At 35.3% G+C, this 26,999-nt stretch carries 26 protein-coding genes; 7 read left to right on the top strand and 19 right to left on the bottom strand.

The genetic code is table 11. The features are described from left to right. Nucleotides 1–5: 5 nt before the first annotated feature. The 12 genes from E4O07_RS00725 to loaP all read right to left on the bottom strand — a co-directional run bounded on the left by E4O07_RS00725 (nt 6) and on the right by loaP (nt 12,532). Nucleotides 6–1,310: a S41 family peptidase gene (locus E4O07_RS00725; RefSeq protein WP_253730571.1), complete on the bottom strand. Its 1,305-nt coding sequence runs from the start codon at nt 1,308–1,310 to the stop codon at nt 6–8. Between the two features lie 77 nt (nt 1,311–1,387). Then, nucleotides 1,388–1,555 (bottom strand): hypothetical protein, encoded by a 168-nt coding sequence (locus E4O07_RS00720; protein ID WP_253686770.1) that lies wholly within the window; start codon nt 1,553–1,555, stop codon nt 1,388–1,390. Between the two features lie 365 nt (nt 1,556–1,920). Then, nucleotides 1,921–3,189, bottom strand: coding sequence for a S41 family peptidase (locus E4O07_RS00715; RefSeq protein ID WP_253686769.1), 1,269 nt, complete (start codon nt 3,187–3,189; stop codon nt 1,921–1,923). A gap of 65 nt (nt 3,190–3,254) precedes the next feature. Then, a complete protein-coding gene (locus tag E4O07_RS00710) occupies nt 3,255–3,455 on the bottom strand; it encodes a hypothetical protein (protein ID WP_253686768.1) in 201 nt (66 codons plus the stop codon). 267 nt (nt 3,456–3,722) lie between these two features. Next, on the bottom strand, nt 3,723–4,994 hold the full coding sequence (locus E4O07_RS00705) for a S41 family peptidase (RefSeq protein WP_253686767.1): 1,272 nt from the start codon (nt 4,992–4,994) through the stop codon (nt 3,723–3,725). Between the two features lie 51 nt (nt 4,995–5,045). Then, the gene (locus tag E4O07_RS00700) at nt 5,046–5,303 is read right to left on the bottom strand and encodes a hypothetical protein (RefSeq protein ID WP_253686766.1); all 258 of its coding nucleotides are present in this window, start codon (nt 5,301–5,303) and stop codon (nt 5,046–5,048) included. A 245-nt stretch (nt 5,304–5,548) separates the two neighbouring features. Beyond that, entirely contained in the window at nt 5,549–6,784 is a 1,236-nt protein-coding gene (locus E4O07_RS00695) for a S41 family peptidase (RefSeq protein ID WP_253686765.1), read from the bottom strand. Nucleotides 6,785–7,188: 404 nt separating this feature from the next. Then, nucleotides 7,189–8,463: a S41 family peptidase gene (locus E4O07_RS00690; RefSeq protein ID WP_253686764.1), complete on the bottom strand. Its 1,275-nt coding sequence runs from the start codon at nt 8,461–8,463 to the stop codon at nt 7,189–7,191. A 71-nt stretch (nt 8,464–8,534) separates the two neighbouring features. After that, the gene (locus tag E4O07_RS00685; protein ID WP_253686763.1) at nt 8,535–8,726 is read right to left on the bottom strand and encodes a hypothetical protein; all 192 of its coding nucleotides are present in this window, start codon (nt 8,724–8,726) and stop codon (nt 8,535–8,537) included. A 340-nt stretch (nt 8,727–9,066) separates the two neighbouring features. After that, nucleotides 9,067–10,368, bottom strand: a complete 1,302-nt coding sequence (locus tag E4O07_RS00680) for a S41 family peptidase (protein ID WP_253686762.1) — start codon at nt 10,366–10,368, stop codon at nt 9,067–9,069. Nucleotides 10,369–10,533: 165 nt separating this feature from the next. Further along, the gene (locus E4O07_RS00675) at nt 10,534–12,009 is read right to left on the bottom strand and encodes a polysaccharide biosynthesis protein (protein WP_253686761.1); all 1,476 of its coding nucleotides are present in this window, start codon (nt 12,007–12,009) and stop codon (nt 10,534–10,536) included. Continuing rightward, on the bottom strand, nt 11,996–12,532 hold the full coding sequence (gene loaP, locus E4O07_RS00670) for an antiterminator LoaP (RefSeq protein ID WP_253686760.1): 537 nt from the start codon (nt 12,530–12,532) through the stop codon (nt 11,996–11,998). The genes E4O07_RS00675 and loaP overlap by 14 nt, the downstream gene beginning before the upstream one ends. Nucleotides 12,533–12,717: 185 nt before the next feature. On the opposite strand from loaP, the gene E4O07_RS00665 reads away from it, so the two are divergent. The 3 genes from E4O07_RS00665 (at nt 12,718) to msrB (ending at nt 15,078) form a co-directional block, all read left to right on the top strand. Then, nucleotides 12,718–13,488, top strand: a complete 771-nt coding sequence (locus E4O07_RS00665; protein WP_253686759.1) for a threonine/serine exporter family protein — start codon at nt 12,718–12,720, stop codon at nt 13,486–13,488. Next, nucleotides 13,488–13,940, top strand: a complete 453-nt coding sequence (locus E4O07_RS00660) for a threonine/serine exporter family protein (protein ID WP_253686758.1) — start codon at nt 13,488–13,490, stop codon at nt 13,938–13,940. Before E4O07_RS00665 ends, E4O07_RS00660 begins: the two co-directional genes overlap by 1 nt. 73 nt (nt 13,941–14,013) lie before the next feature. Continuing rightward, nucleotides 14,014–15,078, top strand: coding sequence for a peptide-methionine (R)-S-oxide reductase MsrB (gene msrB, locus E4O07_RS00655; protein WP_253686757.1), 1,065 nt, complete (start codon nt 14,014–14,016; stop codon nt 15,076–15,078). Nucleotides 15,079–15,150: 72 nt separating this feature from the next. On the opposite strand, the gene E4O07_RS00650 is transcribed toward msrB, so the two are convergent. Genes E4O07_RS00650 through E4O07_RS00640 form a run of 3 tightly spaced genes read right to left on the bottom strand, consistent with a single transcriptional unit; the run spans nt 15,151 to nt 19,122 of the window. Continuing rightward, entirely contained in the window at nt 15,151–15,666 is a 516-nt protein-coding gene (locus E4O07_RS00650; RefSeq protein WP_253677361.1) for a nitroreductase family protein, read from the bottom strand. Between the two features lie 15 nt (nt 15,667–15,681). Beyond that, on the bottom strand, nt 15,682–17,994 hold the full coding sequence (locus tag E4O07_RS00645; protein ID WP_253686756.1) for an MFS transporter: 2,313 nt from the start codon (nt 17,992–17,994) through the stop codon (nt 15,682–15,684). Nucleotides 17,995–18,009: 15 nt separating this feature from the next. Then, a complete protein-coding gene (locus E4O07_RS00640; protein WP_253686755.1) occupies nt 18,010–19,122 on the bottom strand; it encodes a DNA adenine methylase in 1,113 nt (370 codons plus the stop codon). A 247-nt stretch (nt 19,123–19,369) separates the two neighbouring features. Here E4O07_RS00640 and E4O07_RS00635 point away from each other — a divergent pair, with 247 nt between their 5' ends. The 4 genes from E4O07_RS00635 (at nt 19,370) to E4O07_RS13435 (ending at nt 22,750) form a co-directional block, all read left to right on the top strand. Then, nucleotides 19,370–20,299: an SPFH domain-containing protein gene (locus tag E4O07_RS00635; RefSeq protein WP_253686754.1), complete on the top strand. Its 930-nt coding sequence runs from the start codon at nt 19,370–19,372 to the stop codon at nt 20,297–20,299. Continuing rightward, nucleotides 20,292–21,209, top strand: coding sequence for an SPFH domain-containing protein (locus tag E4O07_RS00630; protein ID WP_253686753.1), 918 nt, complete (start codon nt 20,292–20,294; stop codon nt 21,207–21,209). The genes E4O07_RS00635 and E4O07_RS00630 overlap by 8 nt, the downstream gene beginning before the upstream one ends. A 77-nt stretch (nt 21,210–21,286) precedes the next feature. After that, nucleotides 21,287–22,339 (top strand): hypothetical protein, encoded by a 1,053-nt coding sequence (locus E4O07_RS00625; RefSeq protein ID WP_253686752.1) that lies wholly within the window; start codon nt 21,287–21,289, stop codon nt 22,337–22,339. 129 nt (nt 22,340–22,468) lie between these two features. Beyond that, the gene (locus E4O07_RS13435) at nt 22,469–22,750 is read left to right on the top strand and encodes a CC/Se motif family (seleno)protein (RefSeq protein WP_305879949.1); all 282 of its coding nucleotides are present in this window, start codon (nt 22,469–22,471) and stop codon (nt 22,748–22,750) included. Between the two features lie 39 nt (nt 22,751–22,789). Here the strand turns inward: E4O07_RS13435 and E4O07_RS00615 are convergent, their stop codons facing one another. The 4 genes from E4O07_RS00615 to thiD all read right to left on the bottom strand — a co-directional run bounded on the left by E4O07_RS00615 (nt 22,790) and on the right by thiD (nt 26,931). Next, the gene (locus E4O07_RS00615; RefSeq protein WP_253686750.1) at nt 22,790–23,956 is read right to left on the bottom strand and encodes an ABC transporter permease; all 1,167 of its coding nucleotides are present in this window, start codon (nt 23,954–23,956) and stop codon (nt 22,790–22,792) included. Beyond that, nucleotides 23,943–24,998, bottom strand: a complete 1,056-nt coding sequence (locus E4O07_RS00610; protein WP_253686749.1) for an ABC transporter permease — start codon at nt 24,996–24,998, stop codon at nt 23,943–23,945. Before E4O07_RS00610 ends, E4O07_RS00615 begins: the two co-directional genes overlap by 14 nt. Beyond that, nucleotides 24,998–25,930: an ABC transporter ATP-binding protein gene (locus E4O07_RS00605; RefSeq protein WP_253686748.1), complete on the bottom strand. Its 933-nt coding sequence runs from the start codon at nt 25,928–25,930 to the stop codon at nt 24,998–25,000. Before E4O07_RS00605 ends, E4O07_RS00610 begins: the two co-directional genes overlap by 1 nt. 191 nt (nt 25,931–26,121) lie before the next feature. Further along, nucleotides 26,122–26,931, bottom strand: a complete 810-nt coding sequence (gene thiD, locus E4O07_RS00600) for a bifunctional hydroxymethylpyrimidine kinase/phosphomethylpyrimidine kinase (protein WP_253686747.1) — start codon at nt 26,929–26,931, stop codon at nt 26,122–26,124. Nucleotides 26,932–26,999 lie beyond the last annotated feature (68 nt).

Here is a 26,999-nt window from a genome sequence, read left to right as displayed (position 1 = left end):
CGCCGTTAATTTTTGCCTTCTATCTTTTTGATTTCTTCCAAGCAAGTCTCTAAGGCATCTTTTTCGGGGAGATTATAAATATCTGGAGCGGTGCCTACTTCGTCATTGCAGGTCCAATCGGGATTTAAAGCATAAAGCATATCGCTTTGGATTAGCAAGCCGCAATTAGGTAACTGTAAATACAGTTTAGGAAGCCAGTTCAAACCGCCGCCGCCGGTATTTTCTCCTATAAGTTTTGCGAATTTCGTTTGTTTGGCAAATGCTGCGAACTCATCGGCAGCCGATATAGTATCGTTTCCGATAAGTACCCATATTTTTTTAAAATCAATATAAGGCGGAGAAGGCAAAACTTCGGCAAAATAACTTCTAATAGAATTAAACAGTTCTTTATCGTCTTCATTTTGCTTAGAAAAAAACACCGTTTTAAAATTGCCGTTAGGTTCTAATGGCTTTACCAATAAAAAGTTATCTTCTAAAATCTTAAAAAATTTATTTTGATTATTATATACAAGGTGGGAATAATATTCCAAACTATATTTAATAAGATGTGAGACTATATGCTCTTGCCACAGTGTATTAAAACCGCCTCTGTTTTCCCGTAAGTCAATAATTACATTTTGATAGCCTCCAAGCGAGTGTAAAATTGAATTTATTTTTTTTATATATAATTCTTGAAATTCATCATTATACGTATAAAAACTTTTTATATTTAAATAGGCAATTTTTTTATCTTCAATAATTTTTGTCTCAAAATAATTTTCAAGAATATCTTCAAATTCCAAGCTTAGAGGAGGCTTTAACTTTAAATCATACTTTTTAAAAATCTCTTCCAAATTATTTTGTTTTAATGCGGTATTCACCCGTCTAAGAAGCAATTGATAAAATCCGTTTGCCTTCGAATCATTATCATAAACAATAGTGCCTTGTACTCTATCAGTCTTGGGATTTAAATAATCAATATTGTATACATCAAGATGACCTATAAATTTATCATTTCTTACCTTTGAAAAAAGACTCATATAAAATAAATAATATTCCAATTCATCTTTTATATCCGGTAATTTTTGAAAATAATTTTTTTTTATTTTTTCTAAATCAGCTCCGGCTCTTATACAAACATTTTTAAAAGGATAGCCGTTTTCTATAAAATCCCAAACAAAGGCATAATCTTCTTCCAATCTTTCTTTAGACATATAAGAATTTTTATATTTTTGCTCATCTTCTTCAGAATATTTTGAAAACAAAATAAAAAAAGCGGCAGTTCCAACAATCAAAACAGTAATAATAATTCGAATGATAATTTTTTTCATCATTAAACTCCCATAAAAAATAACTGTCCTATGTAAAATACAAAATTACATAGGACAATCTTTAATAAAATCTAACTTTAGAACCAATCGTTTATACTTTTAACAGCACAAAAAAGACCAGAAGTACCAATCGAATCAAATTTTCTAGCAGTATTCAATGCTGAAGCAACGGATGCTGCTCCTGAAATTCCATTTATATATTTCTCAGCTCGTATACCTGAAAAATGACGACTTCTACCAGTCATTTTATAACACTCAGCTCCCATAATTTCATCTACAGGGGGCTAATATAATACACCTCCCTCAACCATCAGCATCTCTTTTTCAGACACAGGCTGAAACCCTTTTCTTAATAAATTGTTCATGTAAACTCCTTTGTTTAGGCTCCTACACCTAAACTCAAATTTAAGATTAGGTTAAGTATAGCATACTTTATTTATTTGTCAAGTGATGTTTACAAATATTTATAATATTTTTTTTCGTTTTTATTTATTTATTTTTAATAACCCGTAAGGAACGCAAAGGGAAAAGATTATTAAGAAAAACCGTAGGTTTGTCTTAATGATAATCCATACCTCTAAATTAGGGGAGAAGAAAAACTTTTGCTCCATCAAAAGTTTGTCTTTTCCCCTAATTTTCTTATTTCTTCCAAGCAAGTCTCTAAGGCATCTTTTCCGGGGAGATTATAAATATCGGGGGCGGTGCCGAATTCGTCTGTGCAATAGCCGTCGTCGGTTAAACCGTACATAAAATCAAACTTTATCAATAAGCCGCTGTTGGGAAGAACGATATACATAGGCCATAAACCATTAGTTCCGGATCCTTTTGTATTAGTCCCAACAACTGTAGCAAAACCGGTCTTTTTACACACATAAGTAAAACGGTCTGCACCTGAATATACATCATCACTTACTAAAAGCCAAAACTTTTTATCTTCACAAGGTTTATATCCCTTAATGCGACGAGAACAAATTACATCTTCCAATTTATAAGCCTTATCATTTTTTGCGGTACCGCAGTTTTCTATATTCGGAACTTCATGTTTTTCTATCTTTTTTATATCTCTATAATCTTTAAAAAACATTTCCAAATAAGGATTCGTATATTTATTTTCGTTATAAAGACCATAAGAGACTACTGTCAGATTTTCCTTTATATTTGGAGATATTATTTCTTCGTAGTTATCGGTGTACCCGCCTCCGTTATTTTGTATGTCTATAATAATATGTTTGTAGTCGGCAGTTTCAATAAAAAAATCTTTTAAATCTCTAAGGTATTGATATTCTATCTCACGATTTACTATTAAAAATGAGTCCAATTTTACATAAGCTATTTTACCCGGTTCTATTATGCGTTTTAAAAACCCCGTATAAATATCACATGAATAACAAGGAAGTTCATCATTAAAAAAATCACAATAGAATATATTTTTCTCGGCTTCAATACTTGATCTTCCGCCTATCAGCTTAGAATAAAAACCGTCTATAAGTGACAATTTGCTAAAAATCGGAAGAACAGCTGATGATTTTTTAAATATGTATTTGTAATCATATTTATCTGCAGCATATAGATGACCGGTTGCCTTTCCCACAGTTATTTGTCTGCACAGTCTATCATAAAAGGCAAGATAAGCATTTTCAGAGGCTAGCTCCGGCAGGTATTCATAATTTTTTCTCTTTATCTTTTTTAAATCGGCACCATTACGTTCACATACTTCACTAAAGGGATAACCTTTATAAATAAAATCCCAAAAATATTCATAATCAGCCTTCATTTTTTTATAAGAGATAAATCTGACTTCATCGCCATTTGTATAATCCGAGCATGAAAAAGAAAGAATAAAAATAAATATTAAAATAAATAAAAATTGTTTTTTCATATCGATAATTTCCCCTCACAATTCAAATCATAGAATTGTGAGGGGGTGTCCTAGAATTAGAGTTCCTATCTCATCTCAACCCAATTTACATCACCACATCCGCCGCCATTAGAAGGAGGTGGAGGCGGTGTATATTCACCATCTCCATCAAGAATGTATAAAGGATCTTTACCTTTTTGCGGCCCATTATCACCTGTACCGCCCTCAACCATTAACATCTCTGTTTCAGATACTATCTGAAACCCATTGTTCAATAAATCTTTCATAAAACAACTCCTTCGTTTAGGCTCCTACACCTAAATTCAAATATTTTTAGTCTTTTAAAAAGACCTTAATTTAATCTTAACATACTTTTGTAATCTGTCAAGTGTTTATTTTAGAAGTTTACAATTTTATTTATTTTTAATAACCCGTAAGGAACGCAAAGGGAAAAGATTATTAAGAAAAACCGCAGGTTTGTCTTAATGATAATCCATACCGCTATATTAGGGGAGAAGAAAAACTTTTGCTCCATCAAAAGTTTTTCTTCTCCCCTAATTCGTTTTTTCCCCTAACTTTCTTATTTCCTCCAAACAGGTCTCCAAGGCATCTTTACCGGGGAGATTATAAATATCGGGAGCTGTGCCTACTTCGGAATTACATGAACCATCCGGATTTAGACCATAAAACATATCATATTTTATAATTAACCCGCTATCAGGTAATTTTAAGAATACGGGATGAAAACCTTGTAATCCATCACCCCCTGTATTGTAGCCTACTACTGTTGCAAATTTCGTTTGCCTACAAAAAGATGCAAACCTATCTGATGCAGAAAAAGAATTTGAATCAACCAAAACCCAAAATTTGCCTTCAAAATTATAACTTGAATTTATAGGATTTAGTTTATAGAACACTGTGTAAAAAATGTTAAATTCTTCTTTATCATCTTGATTAATTTTAGGTAAATCCAAAATTTCATTTTTACTAATTGAAATTTCAAGTTCCTGTTTTTCTTGGTTAAAAAAATAAGGAATATATTTATCAGAAAATTTAGTATATCTATACATTACAAAAGCCTTGTAGATTTTATTTTCTTTTAAAAACGGATAAATAATAAAATCCTCACAATTGCTCATAGATCCGCCCATATTATTTTGAACATCAATAATTATATGTTTATAATTTTTTATGCAAATCTCCTTCCATACATCATGAAATTTTTCCCAATCAAAATCATCTGAATTCATAAATGTAGGAATTTTTATATAAAATATTTCATTCTCTTTAAGAGGTTTAAATTCAAATTTTTCAATAGTGTTTGAATAAGGTTTATTGCAAAACATTTTAGAACTTGTAAAATTCTTATATAAAACAGTTTCATATTCAATCAAACCTTTATCATAAAATTTAATTACATTTTCATCTTCTTGAATAGGTTTAACTAATTCATAATCATCATACTCGGGTAACCACGTTTTTATATCATAGTAATACATAGTATAGTTTAAAGGATAAAAATGTCCATAATACTTATGTCCGGTTATTTGAGCAATAAGATATTTATAAAATTTATAATACTGAAATTCGTTTTTTATACTCTCCAGATTATTTTTATATATCTGTTCGATATTTTCTAAATCAATACCATTTCTAATACATACATTTTTATAAGGATAAGCTTCGTAAATAAATTTCCAAAAATATTCATACTCTTTTTCCATTTGGCTAAGCGACATAAATTTATTATCTCGACTTTCCATCTTTTTTGAACAAGAGAATAGTAAGTTAATAACAAGAAAGATACCTAAAATTTTTTTAATCATAAAGAGTTACTATACGCAAAAAAATATCTTTAACAGCAATAAAAACTAATATTAACGATATAACATCCATGGAGTAATTGGTAATACCCCACCTATAGTATCTGGACCAAAACGTTCTTCAGGAAAACGAGTGAGATCCCAAGTCTTTTTCTGCTTTTTTTTACGTCCAATTCTCCCACCACCTTCATCAGGCAATGGACATGAAGGATCTTTACCTTTTTGCGGCCCATTATCACCTGCACCGCCCTCAACCATTACCATCTCCGTTTCAGACACAGGCTGAAACCCTTTTCTTAATAAATTGTTCATGTAAACTCCTTTGTTTAGGCTCCTACACCTAAACTCAAATTTAAGATTAGGTTAAGTATAGCATACTTTATTTATTTGTCAAGTGATGTTTACAAATATTTATAATATTTTTTTTCGTTTTTATTTATTTATTTTTAATAACCCGTAAGGAACGCAAAGGGAAAAGATTATTAAGAAAAACCGTAGGTTTGTCTTAATGATAATCCATACCTCTAAATTAGGGGAGAAGAAAAACTTTTGCTCCATCAAAAGTTTGTCTTTTCCCCTAATTTTCGTATCTCTTCCAAACAGGTCTCTAAGGCATCCTTACCGGGGAGATTATAAATATCGGGAGCGGTGCCGAATTCGTCTGCACAATAGCCTTCCGAATTTAATCCATACAATAGATCGAATTTTATAAGAAGTCCGCTTTTCGGAAGCATCATATAAATCGGTGAATGTCGGCCGTTATGTCCCAAGCCTCCCGTATTAGAACCTACAAGGGTTGCAAAACCCGAAGCCTTACACAAACCCGCAAGCCCATCAGCGGCCGAGGCTGTTTTTCCGCTTATCAATAACCAATATTTCCTATCCTTGGGCGGAGCATATCCGGGAGCCAGCTCTTGAAAACTGGCAGAATCTTCTTCATAAAGAGCTATAGTATTTTTTTTAGTGTTTGCATTTTTTATATTGGGCACTTCTTTTATATCTATTTGATTGTTTTTAAATGAAGGATTAAGCTCGGTATATTTATTTTTAGAGCATAAAAAATATATTCTTTGTTGGATATTTCTGCCAATATTATTATAACTCAAAATATCACTGTCATAACATTTCACATCTCCTCCGCCATTATTAGAAACATCTATTATTATATGCTTGTATTTTTCGGTATCTAAGAAAAACTTTTTCATATCCTTTTTATACTGTATATACTCTTTTGCATATCCTCCTGACCAAAAGGAATCAATCCTTACATAAGCAATCTTACCTTCTTCTATTATTTTTATATCAGCTTTAACGACTCCTCTATAACCTATACGCGAATTAATATAATAATGAGGCTTAACTCTATAAAAAGAGTTCATTAAATCTACATCGTATAGCTTAAAATAGGAATCGGAAGTAGTCATAGCATATTCATAATCACTCATAGATGCAGGATAAAGATGACCTGTAAAATAGCGGGAAGTGATATCTTCACAAAGTTTTGCATAAAAAGATATATATGTGTTTTGACTATATCTAGGAGATGAAGATTTTATTTCTTTGTAACCTTCTTCTTTTATTTTTTTTAAATCGGCCCCTTTTCTTTCGCATACTTCGGTAAAAGGATATTCGTTATAAATAAAATCCCAAAAAGCTTCGTAATCGGATTCGGAGTCTTCAAAACTTATAAAACCTGATATTTTATACCGGTTTTTTGAGATAACAATTGTACATATTACAAAGGCGGCTAAGAATAAACATTTTATAACTATAAATATATGAGATTTTTTCACAAAGCGCTCCTAATTAATAGCCGATTTAATATTAAACCGGCTATCTTTTAATAATAACTTATTTAACTGTGACCACAGCTTGATCCTCCGCCGCCGCCTCCAGGCCTAGGAGGTCGTGTTATTTTACCCCCACCTCCTTCATCAGGCAATGGACATGAAGGATCTTTACCTTTTTGCGGCCCATTACCACCTGCACCGCCCTCAACCATCAGCATCTCTGTTTCAGACACTATATTTAATCTTAACATACTTTTGTAATCTGTCAAGTGTTTCTTTACATAAATTTATAATTTTTATTTTTTTAATAACCGCAAGGAACGCCAAGACCGCAACGGGATATTAAAGATTTGGTTATAAAAACATCCTAAAAATTCTTTGCGCCCTTTGCGAACTTCGCGGTTAAATTAATCTCTCGATTCTAATTTTTGTATTTCCTCCAAACAGGTCTCTAAAGCATCCTTATCGGGAAGATTATAAATATCGGGGGCGGTGCCGAATTCGTCTGTGCAATATCCTTCAGAATTTAATCCGTACAATAGATCGAATTTTATAAGGAGTCCGCTTTTCGGGAGCATCATGTGAATAGGAGAATAGAAACCGTTATGTCCCAAGCCTCCCGTATTAGAGCCTACAAGGGTCGCAAACCCTGAAGCCTTACACAAACCTGCAAGCCTATCAGCGGCCGAGGCTGTTTTTCCGCTTATCAATAACCAATATCTCCTATCCTTGGGCGGAGCATATCCGGGAGACAACTCTTGAAAACTGGCAGCATCTTCTTCATAAAGAGCTATAGTATTTTTTTTTGTATTTGCATTTTTTATATTGGGAACTTCTTTTATATCTATTTGATTGTTTTTAAATGAAGGATTAAGCTCTGTATATTTGTTTTTTGAGCATAAAAAATATATTTTTTGCCGGATATTTCTGCCAATATTATTATAACTCAAAATATCACTGTCATAACATTCAACACTTCCCCCGCCGTTATGAGATACATCTATTATTATATGTTTATATTTTTCGGTATCCAAGAAAAACTTTTTCATATCCTTTTTATACTGTACATACTCTTTTGCATATCCTCTTTTCCGAAAAGAATCTATCCTTACATAAGCTATCTTACCCTCCTCGATTATTTTTATATCGGCCTTAACCATTCTTGCACCGCTGCCTATTAAAGAATTAACGGTATAATAAGGCTTAGCACTATAAAAAGAGTTCATTAAATCTACATCATATAACTTAAAATAGGAATCGGAAGAAGCCATACCATATTCATAATCTCTCATAGATACAGGATAAAGATGACCTGTAAAATAACGGGAAGTGATATCTTCACAAAGTTTTGCATAAAAAGATATATATGAGTTTTGACTATCTATGGGGGCTGAATATTCAATTTTTTTATGTCCTTCGTCCTTTATTTTTTTTAAATCGGCTCCTTTTCTTTCACATACTTCGGTAAAAGGATATTCGGTGTAGATAAAATCCCAAAAAGCTTCGTAATCAGCGATGCAATCTTCAAAAGAAATAAAACCCGATTTGAATGAATTAAAACTAAACTCTCCATTTTCCTCTTTTTTTGATAAATATATAGAAAATGCAAAAAAAGAAATTACTAGAACAACTAAAGCACAAATAAAAAAAAATTCTACTTTCTTTTTAGCATCAGGTTTCATAAAAATTCTCCTTAATATGATAATTGTTAATCGTTGAGACAGAAATCCATCTCAACGATTAATTGTTATTATCATACATTAAAATTTTGTAGGTCACCACTGCCTCCGCCGGAACCAGGATCTGGTTCTTTCGGTTCTTTCGGTTTTCCTCCGCCTTCATCAGGAAATGGACATAAAGGATCTTTACCTTTTTGCGGCCCATTATCACCTGCACCGCCCTCAACCATCAGCATCTCTGTTTCAGACACAGGCTGAAAACCCATTGTTCAATAAGTCTTTCATAAAAACTCCTTTGTTTAGGCTCCTACACCTAAATTCAAATATTTTTAGTCTTTTAAAAAGACCTTAATTTAATCTTAACATACTTTTGTAATCTGTCAAGTGTTTATTTTAGAAGTTTACAATTTTATTTATTTTTAATAACCCGTAAGGAACGCAAAGGAAAAAGATTATTAAGAAAAACCGCAGGTTTGTCTTAATGATAATCCATACCGCTATATTAGGGGAGAAGAAAAACTTTTGCTCCATCAAAAGTTTTTCTTCTCCCCTAAAAATTTCTTTGCGCCCTTCGCGGGCTTGGCGGTTAAATTAAACGGTAAAAAACTAGTTTTTATTTTCCAATCTTTTGATTTCTTCCAAACAAGTCTCTAAGGCATCCTTACCGGGGAGATTATAAATATCGGGAGCTGTGCCTACTTCGGAATTACATGAACCATCGGAATTAAGACCGTACAAAATATCGCTTTGGATAAGAAGGGAACTATTGGGTAGTTTTAAATAAAAGCAGCTGCTGTTAAGACCGTTTCCTGAAGTATTTTCTCCAATCACATTCGCAAACTTTGTCTGCTTTGCAAATGATGCAAATTCATCAGCCGCAGATTCGGCGGCCGATCCTATCAATAACCAAATCTTTCCTGAAAAATTAATAGAAGGCTGCAAGGGTTTAATAATTTTTGTATAACTGCATATAGAATCAAAATTTTCTTTATCGGGTTTATTTTTGCTGCTAAAACTAAAAGAATCGAAATTTCTATTGGGTTCAAGTTTACTGGAATGAAAATCTTTTATAAAAGCCTTTGTAAATTTATTATTACTATTATAAGCAACCTCCCAGCAAAACTCCTGCTCTTTTTTAATTAAGGGAGAAACAATACAATCTTGCCAAAGGCGTCTAACACCCCCTCTATTTTCCCGCAGGTCTATGATTAAATTTTCATAATCTTGAAATGAAGTTAAAATTGAATTCAGTCTTTTTTTATATGCTTCTTTAATTTCATTAGTATACGTATAAAAGCTTTTTATATTTAAATAGGCAATTTTTTTATCTTCAATAATTTTTGTTTCAAAATAAGATTGAAGACCATTCTCCTCTTCCAAATCAATAGTAGGCTTTAAGTTTAAATCATATTTTTTTAATATCTCTTCCGAACGATTTTGCTCTATTGCAGAGTTCATTCTCATAAGAAGTAAATAATAAAACGAATTTACTTTTACATCATTATCATATACATTAGTATTTTGTACTCTATATGTATCCGAATTTAATGAATACACATCATATACATCAAGATGCCCAATATGTTTATTATTTTGTATTTTAGAAAGCAAACTCATATAAAATAAATAACACTCCAATTCATCTTTTATATCCGGTAACTTTTTAAAATAATCTTTTTTTATTTTTTCTAAATCAGTTCCGGCTCTTATACAAACATTTTTAAAAGGATAACCGTTTTCTATAAAATCCCAAACAAAGGCGTAATCTTCTTCCAATTCTTTTTTTGACATATAAGAATTTTTATATTTTTGCTCATCTGCTTCGGAATATTTTGAAAATAAAATAAAAAAAGCGGCAGTTCCAATAATCAAAACAGCAATAACAATTCGAAAGATAATTTTTTTCATCTTAAACTCCTGCTTGCAAACACCTTTCAAAAGCATACTAAAATTTTACAAATTACGCAACAAGACATCTTTTTCGCGGTTTTATTAAACAGTAAAATTAGTTTTCCGTGGTGGTTATAAATATCATCTTTATAAGTATAACACAACTCAAATATATGTCAAGGTTTATCTTAAAAGCTCTTTTTCCTCTAAAAACTTGCGCATCTTTTCTTTGTTGCGGAAGTCATCTTTGTTTTCTTCACTATAAAAACAAAAAGGGTGCAGGGTCTTTAAAATTTCGTTTAAGATTTTAGAATCGAATTCTTTTTTATCGCGGAGACGCATAATTTTTTCGTAATCGGTTTTTTCAAGATATTCGGTTGATGACCAAAGAGGTTCTTCCAAACGCTCCCCTTCTCTGGGGCCGATTATTTCTATCTTAATATCCTTCTCAGGTTCAAAGCCCATGTAGCTTATCAACTGTTTTGCCGTCTCATAAATATTTACAGGTTCCCCCATGTCGAGAAGATAGGACTCGCCCGATTTGCCGACACCTCCAGTCTGCAATACCAAGGAACAAGCTTCGGGGATTGTCATAAAAAAGCGGATCATCTTTTTATCGGTTACGGTAACGGGACCTCCGTTTTGTATTTGCTCTACAAATAAGGGAAAGATAGAACCTCTTGAACCCAAAACATTTCCGAAGCGGACAAACATGTAGGCCGAATCTTTTTTTTCTTTTACGGCTTCGGCAGCCTGCAATACCAATTTTTCGCTTAATAGTTTTGAAACACCGTAAACCGAAACAGGCTCAACAGCCTTATCGGTCGAAATTAAAACGAAGCGTTTTACTCCGAATTCGACACAGGCATCCAAAAGATTCTTTGTTCCGAAGACATTGTTTTCGATAACCGCAACAGGATTTTCTTCCATCAAAGGAACGTGTTTATAAGCCGCCGTATGAAAAACCGCATCGCATTTTAATTGCTTGATGATGTAGCGCATATACTCGCAGTCTTTTAACTCTCCTATAACCGGAACAATTGTAGCTTTGTCGCCGACACCGCCTGCCTGCAATATTTTAAGCTCTTTATAAATTTGGTAGATGGAATTTTCTCCGTGCCCGAAAAGATAGAGGCGTTCGGCACCGCCGGATAAAAGCTGACGGCAGAGTTCGCTCCCGATAGAACCTCCGGCACCTGTAATTAAAACACGCTTTCCTCTGAGGTATGCCAAACTTTTTTTTAAAGAAATTGTGACGGGAGTGCGGGTAAGTAAGTCCTGCGGGTCTATCTCGCGGGCCTGCACCAAATGCGCCGAACCGTCAATGATTTGCGAAATTGCAGGTAACAACTTTATTTTTGAAAACCCTGCCGATTTTAAAAGCTCATATATTTCCCGCAAACGTTCGGAGCGTATACTGGGAATTGCAATCAGAGCCACATCTCCTGCATCTATTCTTATTAAATGAACCGTTTCACTTATGGGACCGAATACCGGGATTCCATCAATCTTGGTTCCGATTTTTTTAGGATCATCGTCCAAGAATGCGGCAACCTTACCGAATATTTTTTTTGCCGAAATTTCATGCGCAATCATAGTTCCGGCAAGACCTGCGCCTACTATATATATAGAAGATTTTTGCTTATTAGGACGGTCCATTTTTTTCTTCCTTCTTTATTGTTTCAAATCCTAAGTCGATAGAAAAAGCAGTCTGACACATATCCAGACAAACGGTAGCTCTTCCCTTCCTCTTATTCACTCTTACAATATAACCTTCAAGTCCGCTTAAAGGACCTTCAATAACTTTTATTCTATCATTTTCATCAAATACGACTTGTGAAATTTTCGCAACCCCTCCAAAAGAAATAAATTGATTAAGGATTTCCAAATCTCTTCCTTCTAAAGATCTGGGTTCTTGATTATTAGGTAAAAATCTATAAAAGCCTTTACACTTTCTAATATGCTGATACAACTCTTTTGAAATCTCATCAGCACCTATAAACAAATACCCAGCAAAAACAGGCAGCTGCTTCTCCGTTACCTTACCGGACTTTCTTATCTTTAAAATTCTTTGAGGAAAAACTATAGAATAAGATAGTTCTTTAAATTTATTTTTAAATTCCGCATCTTCGATAAAATTCTTTTCTTTACCTGTACTGACCTGAACTACATAATAATCCATATTTGAGTGATTATATCATAAAATCCGCATTAAATAAAGTACTGCCTCTAATTTAAGTTTCACCGATTAAGTCGTACCGTATAAATTGCAAGCGGTATTACCCTTACATAACACAGGATTACTTGTTTTTTTCAATCGCCTGTGTTATATTTTGGTTCAAGACTTTAACACGACTGGGGAAAATAATGGAAGAAGAAAAAAAAGCGGTTTCAATTTTTAGAATCGCTTTAGCGGCCGGAGAGCTTTTAATAAAAAACGGAGCCGAGATGAATAGAACCGAAGAGACTATTTTAAGGATCTGTGCTTCGCGAGGTTTTACAGATATAGCCGTTTTTATAAGTCCTACCGTAATAATGATAGGTGACGACAAAAAAGAAGGCACTACGTATATTAAAAATATAAAGAGCCGCGGCAGCAATATAAAAAAGATTTCATTGGTAAACGAATTTTCAAGAAACTTTACTCAAGGCAAAATCGCTGAAACTGAGGCCCTCGATATTTTAAAAAAGATTGATGCAGAAAAAGGTTATCCCTATTGGCTTATCTTGACGACGGCCGGAATAGGCTGCGGAGTTTTCTCCGTACTTCTAGGCGGTACGGTAAACGATTTTATCGTTACCTTTCTTGCAACCTTTGCTGCCGTATTTTTAAATGATAGGATTACCCGGTTTTCTAAAACGGTATTTTTAGGAAATTTTATAGCGGGCTTTTTTGTAGGCATAATAACCATTCTTTTTTATCATGTAGGCTTTGTAAAAAATCTTGACATGATAATAGTTGGAGCCGTTTTATCACTTGTACCGGGAGTCGCCTTTACATCGGGTATAAGGGACTTTATTTTGGGAGATTTAATTTCGGGAATTGCCCGTACCTGTGAGGCTGTACTCATCGCCGTGGCCATCGCCTTCGGTATAGGTTCCGTTCTTTTCGCTTACTCTCTTTTTGGAGGAATATAATGCCGCTCTACATACATGCAATAGCATCTTTTATAGCAAGTTTTTGTTTTTGTTTTTTGTTTTCGGTTCCGAAACAAAATACGGTTTTAAGCGCCCTCTGCGGAAGCATCTCTTGGACGGTCTTAATATTTTTTCAGAATATGGGTGTCAATTATATATTTGCAACCTTGGCAGGAGCCTTAGCAGTAGGCCTCTTAGCTGATTGGTTTGCCGTCCTTCAAAAGACTCCGGTTACATGCTTTATCGTTATAGGCACAATTCCATTGGTTCCCGGCTTTAAGGTTTATAAGACCATGCTCTTTTTCGTCACTGACAGGTTAGAAAAAGGGGTAAGCGAAGGAGTTCAAGCAGCTTTTATAGCCATAGCCATATCAATAGGCTTAATTATTTCTACATCGGCAACACGTCTTATTAGAACCATAAAGAAAAAAGCAGCAAACAAAAAACAATAAAATAAATTTATTATTAAAATACCTTGTTTTTTATAAAAAAAAGATGTAAATTTTTTTTCGAGAGGAATTAGATATGAAAAATAAAAACATCTTAATGCACACGAGTCTTTTGCTGATGATAGTTTTATTCCTATCATGCACAAAGGCTCAGGCAGAGCAAAAATTACCCATTGGAGGAAACGGAATGATTAAAGAAATATATCTTGCAGGCGGTTGTTTTTGGGGCGTTGAAGGATATTTTAGACAGATACCGGGCGTAAAAGAAACGGACACGGGCTATGCAAACGGCAAAAGCTCAAAAGCGGGCTACAATGGCTTAAAGGAAAGTGATCATGCCGAAACTGTAAAGATAGTTTATGATGCTTCTACAGTAAGTTTGCAGGAGTTATTGGCTCATTATTTTAGAATAATAGATCCGACATCCTTAAACAAACAGGGAAACGATACAGGCCGTCAGTACAGGACGGGCATCTACTATGTAGATGATTCTATGGTTAAAGAAATACAAAGCTTTGTAAAGTTTATGCAAAAAAAATATTCAAGGCCGATTGTTGTTGAGGTAGAAAAACTGCGTCATTTTATTCTTGCAGAAGATTATCATCAAGACTATCTTGAAAAAAATCCCGGCGGCTATTGCCACATAGACTTAACCCTTGCTTTAAAACCGCTCTATGATGAGAGTAAATTTAAACTGCCGTCAAAAGAAGAATTAAAAAAATCTTTAACGACAATACAGTTTTCCGTTACTCAAGAAAAAGCGACCGAAAGACCTTTTACAAGCGAGTACGATAAATTTGATGCTGAAGGAATTTATGTCGACATCACAACAGGGAAGCCTCTTTTTTCTTCATTAAACAAGTACGATGCAGGCTGCGGCTGGCCCTCATTTACAAAGCCTATTACCACTCAAGCCCTTGAGTATTTGGAAGACAGAAGTTACGGTATGAACCGTATCGAAGTTGTTTCAAAAACCGGAGAAGCACACCTCGGTCATGTCTTCGATGACGGTCCTGCCGATGCGGGCGGTTTAAGATACTGCATAAACGGTGCAGCCCTGCGCTTTATCCCTTATGAAAACATGGAAAAAGAAGGTTACGGAGATTACCTCCCCTATGTAAAACCTACAGGAAACTTCTAAAAATTATTAGATAGTTTTGGCTAATATAAAAGACCGGTTACAGCAAAAGTTGACCGGTCTTTTTTTATTCTTTTAATTTATGAATTCCACAGGCTCGGTACGTGTTTTAGGTTCGGGATGTTCAGCAGGATAACCGATAGCGGATATTCCGCAGACAACATGATTTTTAGGAATATTAAAAGAATCTAAAACGCGTCTTATTTCGGGCGAATTACATTTTTCCCTCAGCTGATTTATCCAAACCGACCCCAGCCCTAAGGCATGGGCTGCAAGATAAATATTTTGAATTGCAACCGAAGAATCGCAGTAGCCGAAGCGGTCATCCTCTTCAAAACTTATGAGTATCAACGCATCACAGTCATAGATTCGATAATTCGGAATATCAAGCACGGAAGAAACAGCCCTTGCAAGTTCCTGTATTTTCTCCCTATTATGCACAACGGTAAATTTTCTCATCTGCCTGTTTTTACCTGTCGGAGAAGCCTTAGCACATTCTACAATCGTTTTAAGCTTTTCGTCTTCGACCCTGTCTGCCGTAAACTTACGGACACTCACACGAGTGAGCATGTTCTCAATAACCTCATTCATATTCCACTCCTTAGTTTAGATTGCTGCCAATTTCGGTTCCTTAAAAATCGACACGGCCCAATAGCACAAGAAAAATCTAAAGGATTTATTTGTAACCATATCGACATCCATTACAACGCTCAAAAGAAGAGCCGTATTCATGCCTAAAAAATCTTCAGCCAAATCTAAAAACCATTTTATAAATTCTGTATCGTTTGAAGCTTCGCTTATAAATGTTAAAATTATCTTTTTAAATTCAAGATCAGAATTTTTTCTTTTTGCAAAGGCTTCATCCAGCATGTCGGTAAAAATAGCTCCCGTATCTCTCGCTTCGTTTTTAAAGCGGTCATAAGCAAAATAAAAACCGCCCTCCACATTCATCATCGAAGCCAAACTTAAATAAGCCTCATCTTCTACCAAGGAAGGAAGTCCCTCCCTGCGGAGCAAGTCGATTATAAAAGGAATAGAATTTACCGACCTATAAGTTTCCATAGCCTTAATGCCTGCAAGCAGAATTTTAGGATTTTGTGTTCCCGATAGGATTTGATAAATTTTAAATTGAGAAGCCTCATCTTTAAGGCGGGCAAGAGCAACCATCGCCTCTCCGGCCAAAAGATAGTCTTCACTTTCAATGGCTTTTCTCAAAGGTTCGACAGCTTGGTAAACATTAAAATGGGCAAGGGTTTTAGCAGCAAGAGCGGCCGTAGTAAATTCTCCCTTATTCAATTCTTCTAAAAGAGATTCCCTATTTTTTGCCGAAAGTTTTTCTAAGGAATTTAGCGACTTCATTGCAGAATATCTTATCGAAAAGCGGGGAGACTTCATATATTGATTTAACTTGTCGGCCGATTCTTGAGAAGCTGTTGCCGTAAGTTCATGCAAAATTTTTTCTTCCGTTTGAAGGCTTTCACTCGAATCCAGTTTATATAAAAGGTTTAAAGCCTTCATGTCGCGCGGCGAAAAAATAACTGCAAGAGCATCTTTTACAAGGCGGCCTCCAAGATTTAAAAGCCTAATCTGAAAAATCATTCCGAAAAGGATGCAGATTATAACGCCCGAAAAAAATAAACGGTACATACTCAAATTGGAAAAGCCTGAGGTTTGGAGCATATCCAAAATGCGGCCGCCCAAGATTGAACCAAGAGCTCCTGTAATACCCATAACAAAAAAATTAAGCATACTCAAATCCATCAAGGATTTTGACGGAACTATTCCGAAGAAGTAGGCCTGAGATGCATCCATTTGAGCGGAAAAGCCCATGTTGGTTATCATCGAAAACAGAATTAAAAATATAAATGCGATAAGCTGCATTTCTCTCGCAGGAGCTACAATTGCAGGAAAAAGAGCTGCAACACTGAGTGCCGTAAAAATAACATACATCGGCTTTGCTCCCATCCTGTCTATTAAAAGACGCATTAAAAGCCCGACCAAAAGGGAACCCATAGTTGAAGCAAGAGAAAAGATAATTACCAAATTATCGGGTATACCGTAAACCGATCTTCCATAAACAATTATAAAGGGACGGGCCAAACTTATTCCGAACTGAATTATAAAAAACGAAAAAATATAGAGCGCAAAATTTTTATCGCCAAAGGCTTCCTTTGCAGCAGCAAAAAAAGAACCCTTTTGCAGGTTTTGGTTTCCTTTCTTTAGCTTTCGTATTTCCTTTCGGCTTCTTCCTTCTGCTTTAGCTTCTTTTACAGCCTCCATTCTCCTTTCAAAATCGGGATCGGGAAGTTTAAGCAAAAGAGCCGAGGCTGCAAAGCCCGTAATAATTCCTATTATTGCAGTTATATTATATGTAGAAACTATATCGATTCCGAGTCTTGGAGAAAACCATAAAAAGACGGTTAAAAATATTATGGCTGCAAGGGCTGCCGAGTTATTTGTCAATGAGATTTTGACTATATAAGAATTTCGATCCTTGCCCGGAGCCAAAAGGCTTATGACCGGATTGTTTGCAACTATTCCGGCTCCACGGAAAAAATTAAAAAGAGCTACTGCAAGTAAGAGCATAAAGATGGCGGCTTCATTTTCGCCTCTAAAATAAAAGAACGGAATAAACAAGATGGGTAAAAGCGAGCTGTTTCGCAAAAACCAAGTATAAGCAAAGGTTTTTACAATTGTAAAACGCCGAGCCATCAGCTTTCCTAAGGGAATTGTAAAATAGCACATGTACATAAAGGCTGTAAGCAAACCTATGACGGTACTGTTAGCTTTTAGAGCAAGAGCATAAAGAGTGATTGTGTTTCCTGTAACGAGAGCAAATGAAAACGAGTTGATTCCATTGTACGCACTAAAAACGCTGCGGCCCTGTTTAATTCTAAAATTAGATAATTGTTCTTCCATCACAGGTATTTTAATCTATTTTTTTAAAACAAACAAGTATTCCGAAACATGAATGTTTCTATTGTTAAGATTTCGGCTTCCACGAAAAGTATTGTATTTTATTTCGACGGTTTTTAATTCTCCGTATTTTTGCAGCATCCCGGTCATATCTTCAAAAGAAATAAAGCCCTCCGAATTATAAGAAATAACTGCATACTTCGAATCAAGAGAAGAGATAATTTCTTCCATAGATTTTAAAGCCAGATAAGGTTTATTAAAGGCGGAACGCTTCCAGTCTTGGGTAATTCCGCTTACCTTGCTTATAGGAACATCAAGTTTATTTTTAAGAATTAAATTAAGCATAAAATAATTTGAACCGTATGGATGCTGATTATAAGGCGGATCGATATAAGCGATATCTATATTCTTTATTTTTTTTGAAAGCTCTACAGCGTCCGTTGTAAAAAATTCAAGTTCGGAATTAAAATTACTAAAGACGGGTTCTTTTAATTCCACCTCGCCTAAGATTCTTGTTAGGGCATTTTTTCCGCTGGCGCCGAAGCAGCCTATCCCCGTATTTTTGTCCTTATAAAAACCCTTAAATACACCGCTCGTATTTACGTGAATTGAAGCTTCGGTAATTAAGGGGGCCAAAAAAAATCTCTTTAAATTTTCTTCCGGTACAATTTTATCGATAAGATTTCTATAGGTATCGATTAAAAGAGCATTCTGATGTGTATAAAAAACTCTTTCTCCTTTTTCGATTTTGTTGTCATCCTTGGGAGCGTAGTTTTCGGTAATTATGCCCGGGATTTTTTTATCTGAACAAGAAGAGATAATTTCTTTTCTTAATTGATCGCAAAGTTTTTTAGGATATTCTTCTTTGTTTGTAAGATAACATGAGTTTATCACATACGAATAATTTTCCAAATCATTAACGATTATTTTTAAAGCATATTTTTTTAACATGCGTGCAACTATACCGGAGCCTGAAAAAAGATCCGCACAGATAAGTTTTTCCTTGTTTAAGCTTTTTGAAATAAGCTTCACCTCTTCCTCTATTTTATCTATCAGAGTTCTTTTATTTCCGAGATACGTAATTATCTGTGTGGTAAGAAAGTCCTTATTTTCTTCTTGCGGTTCTTTCATAGGTTCGGTGCTTCCTTAAATTAAAGAAAGCTCATACTACTATAAAGATGAAAAACTTGCAAGAAGATAGAAGACCGAAGCTCGGCAAGTACTTAAAAAAGAATAAAGACATAACTGAGGAAAAAATCGATATAACCCGATTCATCATGTTAAAACTATAGACAAATCTTACAAAACAAGTTACAATCAAAAGGGTCATTAAAATATAAATTTTAGTAACCAAGAATTAAATTAGGAGGTCGCTCTGATGATAGCTTTATACATTGCTCTGGTCATAACGGTTATTATTTTATTTTCTATAGCCGTTGTAGTTCCGGAACAGGAAAGTTATGTTATTGAAAGGCTTGGAAAATATTCGCGGACTCTTACTGCGGGTTTCCATATCTTAACCCCATTTATAGACAGGGTTGCTTATAAGCAAAACCTAAAGGAAGAAGCCTTGGACGTAGATCCGCAAGTTTGTATCACAGCCGATAACGTTCAGGTACAGGTAGACGGCATTCTCTACCTAAAGATTTTTGATCCGGTTAAGGCCAGCTACGGAATCGACAATTACCGCTATGCCGTTGCTCAGCTTGCAAAGACAACTATGCGAAGCGAAATAGGAAAGCTGGAACTTGATAGAACCTTTTGCGGAAGAGAAGGCCTAAACGACAATATTGTAAAGGCTTTAGACGAGGCTTCCGACAACTGGGGCATAAAGGTTACCCGTTACGAAATACGGGATATCACTCCTACCCGCACAATCCTCGAAGCCATGGAAAGGCAAATGAGGGCCGAACGCGAAAAGCGGGCTAATATTCTTTCGAGTGAAGGAAAACAGCAATCCCGCATAAATATTTCTTTGGGTAAAAAGCAGGAAGCCATAAACAAGGCTATGGGCGAAAAACAACGAAGGATCAATCTCGCTGAAGGACGCTCAAAGGCTATCGAGATAACGAGTAATGCGACAGCCGAAGGTTTGCGTTTAATTGCAGATGCCCTTTCTCAGCCGGGAGGAAGAACGGCTATGGGTATCCGCCTTGCCGAAAACTATATTCAAAGGTTTGAACACATTATCAAAAAATCCAATGTTTCGGTTTACCCCGAAAACATTGCAGGTCTTGCAGCCTTTACCGACATTATTAAAAATGCCGGTAAAGAAATAAAGACACCGGAGGGAGGTAGAAATGCTTAATTTTATAATCCCGATTGTTATTGCAGCAATCATAGCCATAGTTTTTATTGTTGCCCTTTTTAGAAGCATCCGCATTGTTCCTCATAAGGTAGCTTTAATTGTAGAGCGCTTAGGAAAATACCACACAACCTTGGATGCAGGTTTCCACATCCTGTTTCCATTTTTGGATAGGGTAAAATATAAGCAGAATTTAAAGGAGCAAGCGATAGATGTTCCTGCTCAAGACTGCTTTACAAAGGATAACGTTCAAGTACGCATTGACGGTATCCTCTACCTTCAAGTATTCGATCCGATTAAGGCAAGCTACGGTATACGGGATTACCGCTATGCAACCATCTTGCTTGCACAGACAACCATGCGTTCGGTGGTAGGACAGCTTGATTTGGATGACACCTTCGAGGCCAGAGAACAGATAAACGCTCAGGTCGTAAAGGCTGTAGATGAGGCCTCGGATCCTTGGGGCGTAAAGGTTACACGCTACGAAATTCAAAACATAAGAGTTTCCGATTCTATCATGGATGCAATGGAAAACCAGATGAAGGCCGAACGCGAAAAGCGAGCCGAAATAGCCCACTCTGTCGGAGAGATGGAAACGGTTATTAACCTTTCGAGAGCCGCTTACGAAGAAGCCGTAAACATAAGCGAGGGTGAAAAAGAAAGAATGATAAACGAAGCGGAAGGTCAGGCACGCGAAATTGTTGCGGTTGCCGAAGCAACTGCCGAGGGTATTAAGAAGATTGCCGCTTCTACCCAAATCCAAGGCGGTATGGAAGCTGCAAAGCTCACCGTTTCTCAGGAATGGATAAGCGCTCTAAGCTCTATAGATGAAAAAACAAAGATTATTATGTCTGCAGATCTCACCGATATAAAGAAGATGACCATAGACATGGCCGAAGAAATAATCCAATAATTTTTATGCACTGCAGGACTTCTGCAGTGCATTTTCTTTTTACCTGCAAAATTTTATAATAGTTTTATGGGGGCAATATGTTCAATCTAAAAAAAATCGGTTTTATTTTTTTTGCATTAATTTTTATACTATCATGTTCAAAGAAACAGCCTGAATTTAGCGGAAAATATTTAACATACACAAATACACAAGAAGGATATGAGATTGACTATCCTTCAGAAATTTTAAAACCGTTAGAAAGTTCTCCTTCAGAACAAGTATTTGCAAGCAATGACGGAGATGTGAGTTTATCGGTTTCCGTTTCGGATATAGAAGAAACCGGTCCTGACTTTATTTTTAAAACCGCCGACCTTTACGAAAAAAAGGAATCTGAAAAGTTTACTGTAAGCGATAAAAACATGGGGCGCGACGGCTTTATTTTAAAAGGTTATTCGAAGGATAAAATGTTTTTTTGTCAGGCCCTTGCTATAAATGAAAAGTTTTATAAAATCAGATTTGAATATAATAAAAAAGATTACGATACATATAGGGATATTTTAACTCATATAATTGATTCATTTGAGTTGACTTCTGCAGTAGCCTCTCATAATAATTCTTATGATGAGGGAAAACTCATTTCTTTTGCTTTTTCATTTTTATCGAATGTGTATTGGGAAAACAATTTTAATCTTCTTTTAAAAAATTCAAGCTCCAAATTAGCCGATTTTGTACATCCGGAATACGGAGTCAGACGTTTTTATAATCCCGGAACGACGGTCCGGCTTTTTTCGGCAGAGGAAAACTTCGGCTTTGATGAAAGCACCGATTTTTCTACAATCCCCTCAGCAAATAAGTTCGGAGGCTCAATACCCTTTTATGAAAAAATGCCCAAAGGAGGCTTTTGTGAAGAGTCAAATGATAAAGACGGTGTATATTGTGCCATCGTACAAGAGCTTCCTACAGCCGTTGATCCTGCAAGTTTTCAAAATGGAGATATAAAGGAATTAAAAATAGACTTACCCAAAGATTATAAGGCTATTTTAAAAATCGTTATTTTGGATGAAGGCTTTATCAAAAAGACCTTTTACTTTTTCGATATTGAAGATAAGTGGTTCTTGTTCTTTGTAGATGATTGTGACTGCTCGGCTTAGTTTGAACGAAAAATATTTTAGAATTTTGTTGACTTTTACGGTAAAAATTCTTATTTTAAGTCTGTAAGAGCCTAAACAATTCACACCGTATTGATAAGGCGGATTGCAATTATTTTTTGGAGGCCCAACATGAATGTTAGAGTTGAAGATTCTGCTAGAGATAAGATTAAAGCAAAAAATACAGACTCGGTTTATTGTGCACTTCAAATGTGCGCATCTTGAGGGGGCACTAGGTTAGAACCGACCGTGTATGTCGGCGTGCCCAACAATATTGATAATTTCGATAAATTTGAAGACAACGGAATTATCGTTTACGTTAAAAAGGGAACACCCTCTGTTAACGGAACCTTAACGATTACAGTCGGATCATTTTTATGGTTTGAAAAGTTAATGGTTGAAGGAATGATTTAAACAAAAAAACCGATAAGATAAAAATCTTATCGGTTTTTTTTATTGCTGGGTAAATTCTATTCTGCTTTGAGACCTTCCCAATTTTGAAAAGTAAGTTCCTATCGTAAAATAAAGAAGAAGAAACAAAAACAGCATTCCGATGCTTTTCCAGTCAATCGATAAATTAACTTGAGTAAATTCGTTTGCGCTTATGTAATAATATGTCGGGAAAAGCCGGGAGATATTTACAATAAAATCGGGAAGCAATTCCTGCTCCACAAAGACTCCGGAAATAAAAGCCAGGGAGAGAGGAAGAACTGAACCAACTATCCCCATAACCGAACCCTTCTTTAAAAAAGAATTAAACATAAAGGTGAGGCTCAAAATAACAGCCGTATAAATTAAAGCATTAAATATATAGAATAGAAGAGGAATGTTATCAAGTCTTGTTATATTTGTAATAACGGCAAAGCCTATTAAAATTGAAAGAATTGCAACTACTACAGTTAATTGAGCCAAAAAATTTTCACAAACAAAGCGCAAGGTAGAAAGGGGCGAGATATTATTCCTCATCTTTAAACGCTCATTATTAAGCTCGAACATTGCCCAGCCTACCGAATTAAGAATAACCGAAAAAACTATCCAACCCAAAAAGTTAAAAAAGATTTTAAACCAAATATTTACCGAAATGTTTTTTTGAAAATTAACCTTATTCACCTTTGTGTTTACTTTCAAAGCATCTTCTATTTTTTGAAAATCAAAATTTCCTTGAGCTTTTTTTACGCTTGCGGCAAAAGCCAAATACATGTTCACCTGAAGATCTATATAAAAGCCGGATTTTTTTCTGTCATCTTTAAAACTTATAAGAGCTTTTTTGCCCTTAGTCACATTTTCTTCCATGTTTTCATTTATTATAAGCCCTGCATGGATTCTTTGTAAGGAAATTCCTTTTTTCAGTTCCCGTAAAATCTCTTCATTAGTCTTGTCTTTTTCATCTATGATATAAACATCATGCTTTGACTGTAAATAAGAGATTAAATGTTTTGATAGCTCAGAACCGTCCCTATCAATTATGTTTATGGTTAAAGGAGTTTCTGCAAATTCGCTTACCTGAGAGTTTTGAGATTTTAGTGTCATAAAACTTATAAACAAAAAAATCACAACATAAATCATGGTACTCACTTTTCTTGTCCAAACCAATCTTAAAAAGTTTTTATAAACTGTCATATTGCACCTTCCTTGAATTAATAAATGAAAGCGATAAAAAAATGATAATACCTATTGTGTAGACGATAAAAAATTCGGATATTGCATTATATTCCCCCAAAATATTTATATTGTAAAGGTTAGTAGTAAAAATAGCTATAGGATTTAGCGTACCTAAAATCGGTATTGCATTTTCAAGAGACACTTTTACCTCCGGTCCCATCAATCCTGATAAGAAGGCTAAAAAAAGACTTGTAAAAACACAGACCATACTTTTCGATTGGACATCGCCTATGGACATAGAACCTATAAATAAACCTACAACTGCACCAAAAACATTTGCATAAACCAAAAGTAAAAGCGTAAGCCTAAAATCGGTAATAAAGGGTATCTTTAAAACAAAGAGCACAAAGGAAATGTATATGAGATTGGCCGTAAGATTAAAAATAATATAAAATACAATTCCTGCAAGATAAGAATAAAAGCGCTTAATAGGCGTTGTACAAATTCTTGCCCCAAGCTTTGAAATGTTTCCCTGTATTTTTACGGCAATATCCAGTGACCCGAACATTGTGTAAATCGAAACCATTGCCAAAAGAGAATAGAACAAGATAATCGTCAAACTCATCTTTTCATTTTTACTTTCAATATAATTTTTACCGTGCTCAAGAGAATTGATTGGAATATCTAAAGCTTTAATTTGTTTTATTTGATCTATAACCGTTTTTGTTATTGTCTGAGATAATCCGTCTTCGCTTAGCCTTAAAGATTGATCGGATTCAACAAAGGCCTTTATTTTTTTTGTACGGAGCATCTCGTTTGCATCGCTTTCGTCTATTATGGTTGCATTGAACATTCCTGTAAATTGAAGAGGCATATAAATAGGATTGTTCTTTTCAATGCCTATTTCTATTTTGCCCCTATCGTAATTATCCACGGCGGAAAATACTGCAAAAAAAAGTGAGGACAGAAGAATCGGGTATATAAGGGTCCAAAACATTCCGTCCAAAGAATGAAGCATATCTATGCTATAATATTTTATTTCGCGTAAAAAGAATTTCATCAGTCCCTTAACTCCTTTCCCGTAAGCTCCAAGAAAATGTCGTTTAAGCTGGGTAATTCCGAATATAACTTGGTGTAAGCCAAGTTCTTATTGTTTATAAATAAGATAAGTTCATTTAAGTTGTTAATCGAATTTTCAAAGCTGATTAAAAATTCGTTTCCGTTTTTTGTAACTTCCAAAACGTGAGGGATTTTTTTTAGTTCTTCTTGCAGATTGTCTTTGGTTTCAACAAATTCGACAACCATCTTTTCGCTCGTGCGGATCAGCTTGTGCAATTCTTCCAAAGTTCCGTTTGCAATATCGCGTCCTTCATCCATTATGATGATTCTATCGCAAAGCTCTTCCACTTCTTCAAGATAATGGGTAGTATACACAATGGTGCTGCCCTTTTTTGCAAGTTCCTTTATTCCTGAAAGAATGAAGTTGCGGCTTTGAGCATCGACTGCAACTGTCGGCTCATCCAAAAAGATCAGCTCAGGTTTATGGGCTATACCGCAGGCAATATTGAGCCGACGCAAAAGACCGCCGGAAAGTTTTTTTGCACGGAAGGAAGCGTAATTGTTTAAGCCTACAAAATCGATCGCTTCATCAATCAGCTTTTTTCTCTCCGCAGCATTGCTCACATAAAGGCCGCAAAAATAATCTATATTTTGTCTTACAGTAAAATTATAGAAAACCGAAACCTCTTGAGGAACAAGGCCTATCCTTTTTTTGATATGGAGGGCATTGGGCTTCATCTCTTCACCGAAAATATTGATTTCGCCCTTCCCGTGTTTTAAAAGAGAAAGCATACAGTTTATGGCTGTAGTTTTTCCGCATCCGTTCGGCCCCAAAAGACCGAGAATTTCACCTTCTTTAACTTCCATGTTAAAATGATCAAGTGCCGTTTTTTCGTTGTATCTTTTTACAAGATTTTTTACCGTTAAAATCATAATGTCCCCCTATAAAAACTTTCTATATCACTTATGGATAGATTATACCTTATTTTTAAAATTTTAAAAGTAAAAATTGTCATGTTTTTTAGGTTTTAAATATGACATTTGTCATAGGAGGTTACTTTAAAGAAGGGATAAAAAAGGGTAATAAGAGGTTCATCCGCTCATTACCCGTCGGTAATTACAAATTAATTAAAGCTCTTTCGCCATGCGGCAGGATTACCGGGGCCTACCCATTTATTGAGTTGGAATCCGTTTTGGAGGCTTAAAGTTATAAATTTCTTTGCCCTCCTTACAGCTTCATAGGGTTCAAGGCCAATACCTAAACCGGCTGCGATGGCAGCGGCTGTTGTACAGCCTGCTCCGTGAGTCCATTTTGTGTCGATAAGACCGCCTTCCACTTTTAGGAATTGTTCTCCGTCATAAAAAATGTCTACAGCCGACTGTTCACCTTCCAGCTTGGCTCCACCCTTAATAAAGACATAGGGAACGCCCATTCCGTGAATAATCTTACAGGCTTCTTTTATTTCTTCGATTGTAGAAGGAGTAGGCATTTTAGCAATCTGCCCCGCTTCAAAAAGATTCGGCGTTATAATCTTTGCTAAAGGCAAAAGTTTTTCGATGATGAGATTGTTAAGCTCAGGGTTTAAAGCAAGGTCTCCGCCCTTACAAACCATTACGGGGTCGAGAACATAGTTTTTTACATCATATTTTTTGAGGTACTCGGCAGAAAGTTCAACTGCGTAGTTTGTTGCAAGCATTCCCGTTTTTGCGGCGTTTACACCTATGCCCTTAAAAATAGTTTCAAGCTGAGCTCTTATTGTCTTCTCATCAAGGGGGAAAACCTCATGGCCCCATTCCTTGTCGGGATTCATTGTTGCAATTACCGTAACGGCAGCCATTCCGTATACACCGTATTCCTGAAAGGTTTTTAAGTCGGCCTCTAAACCGGCTCCTCCGGAAGCGTCAGATCCTGCAATTGTGGCAAGTTTTATCATAAATAAATCTCCTAATAGTTTATCATCTATAATGGCGGGATTATATCATTTTTTTTGAACTTTGTCTT

The sequence above is a fragment of the Treponema sp. OMZ 798 genome (assembly GCF_024181385.1).
Taxonomy (GTDB): Bacteria; Spirochaetota; Spirochaetia; order Treponematales; family Treponemataceae; genus Treponema_B.
The sequence above is the reverse complement of the archived record's forward strand: the minus strand, read 5'-3'. Positions and strand labels throughout refer to the sequence as shown.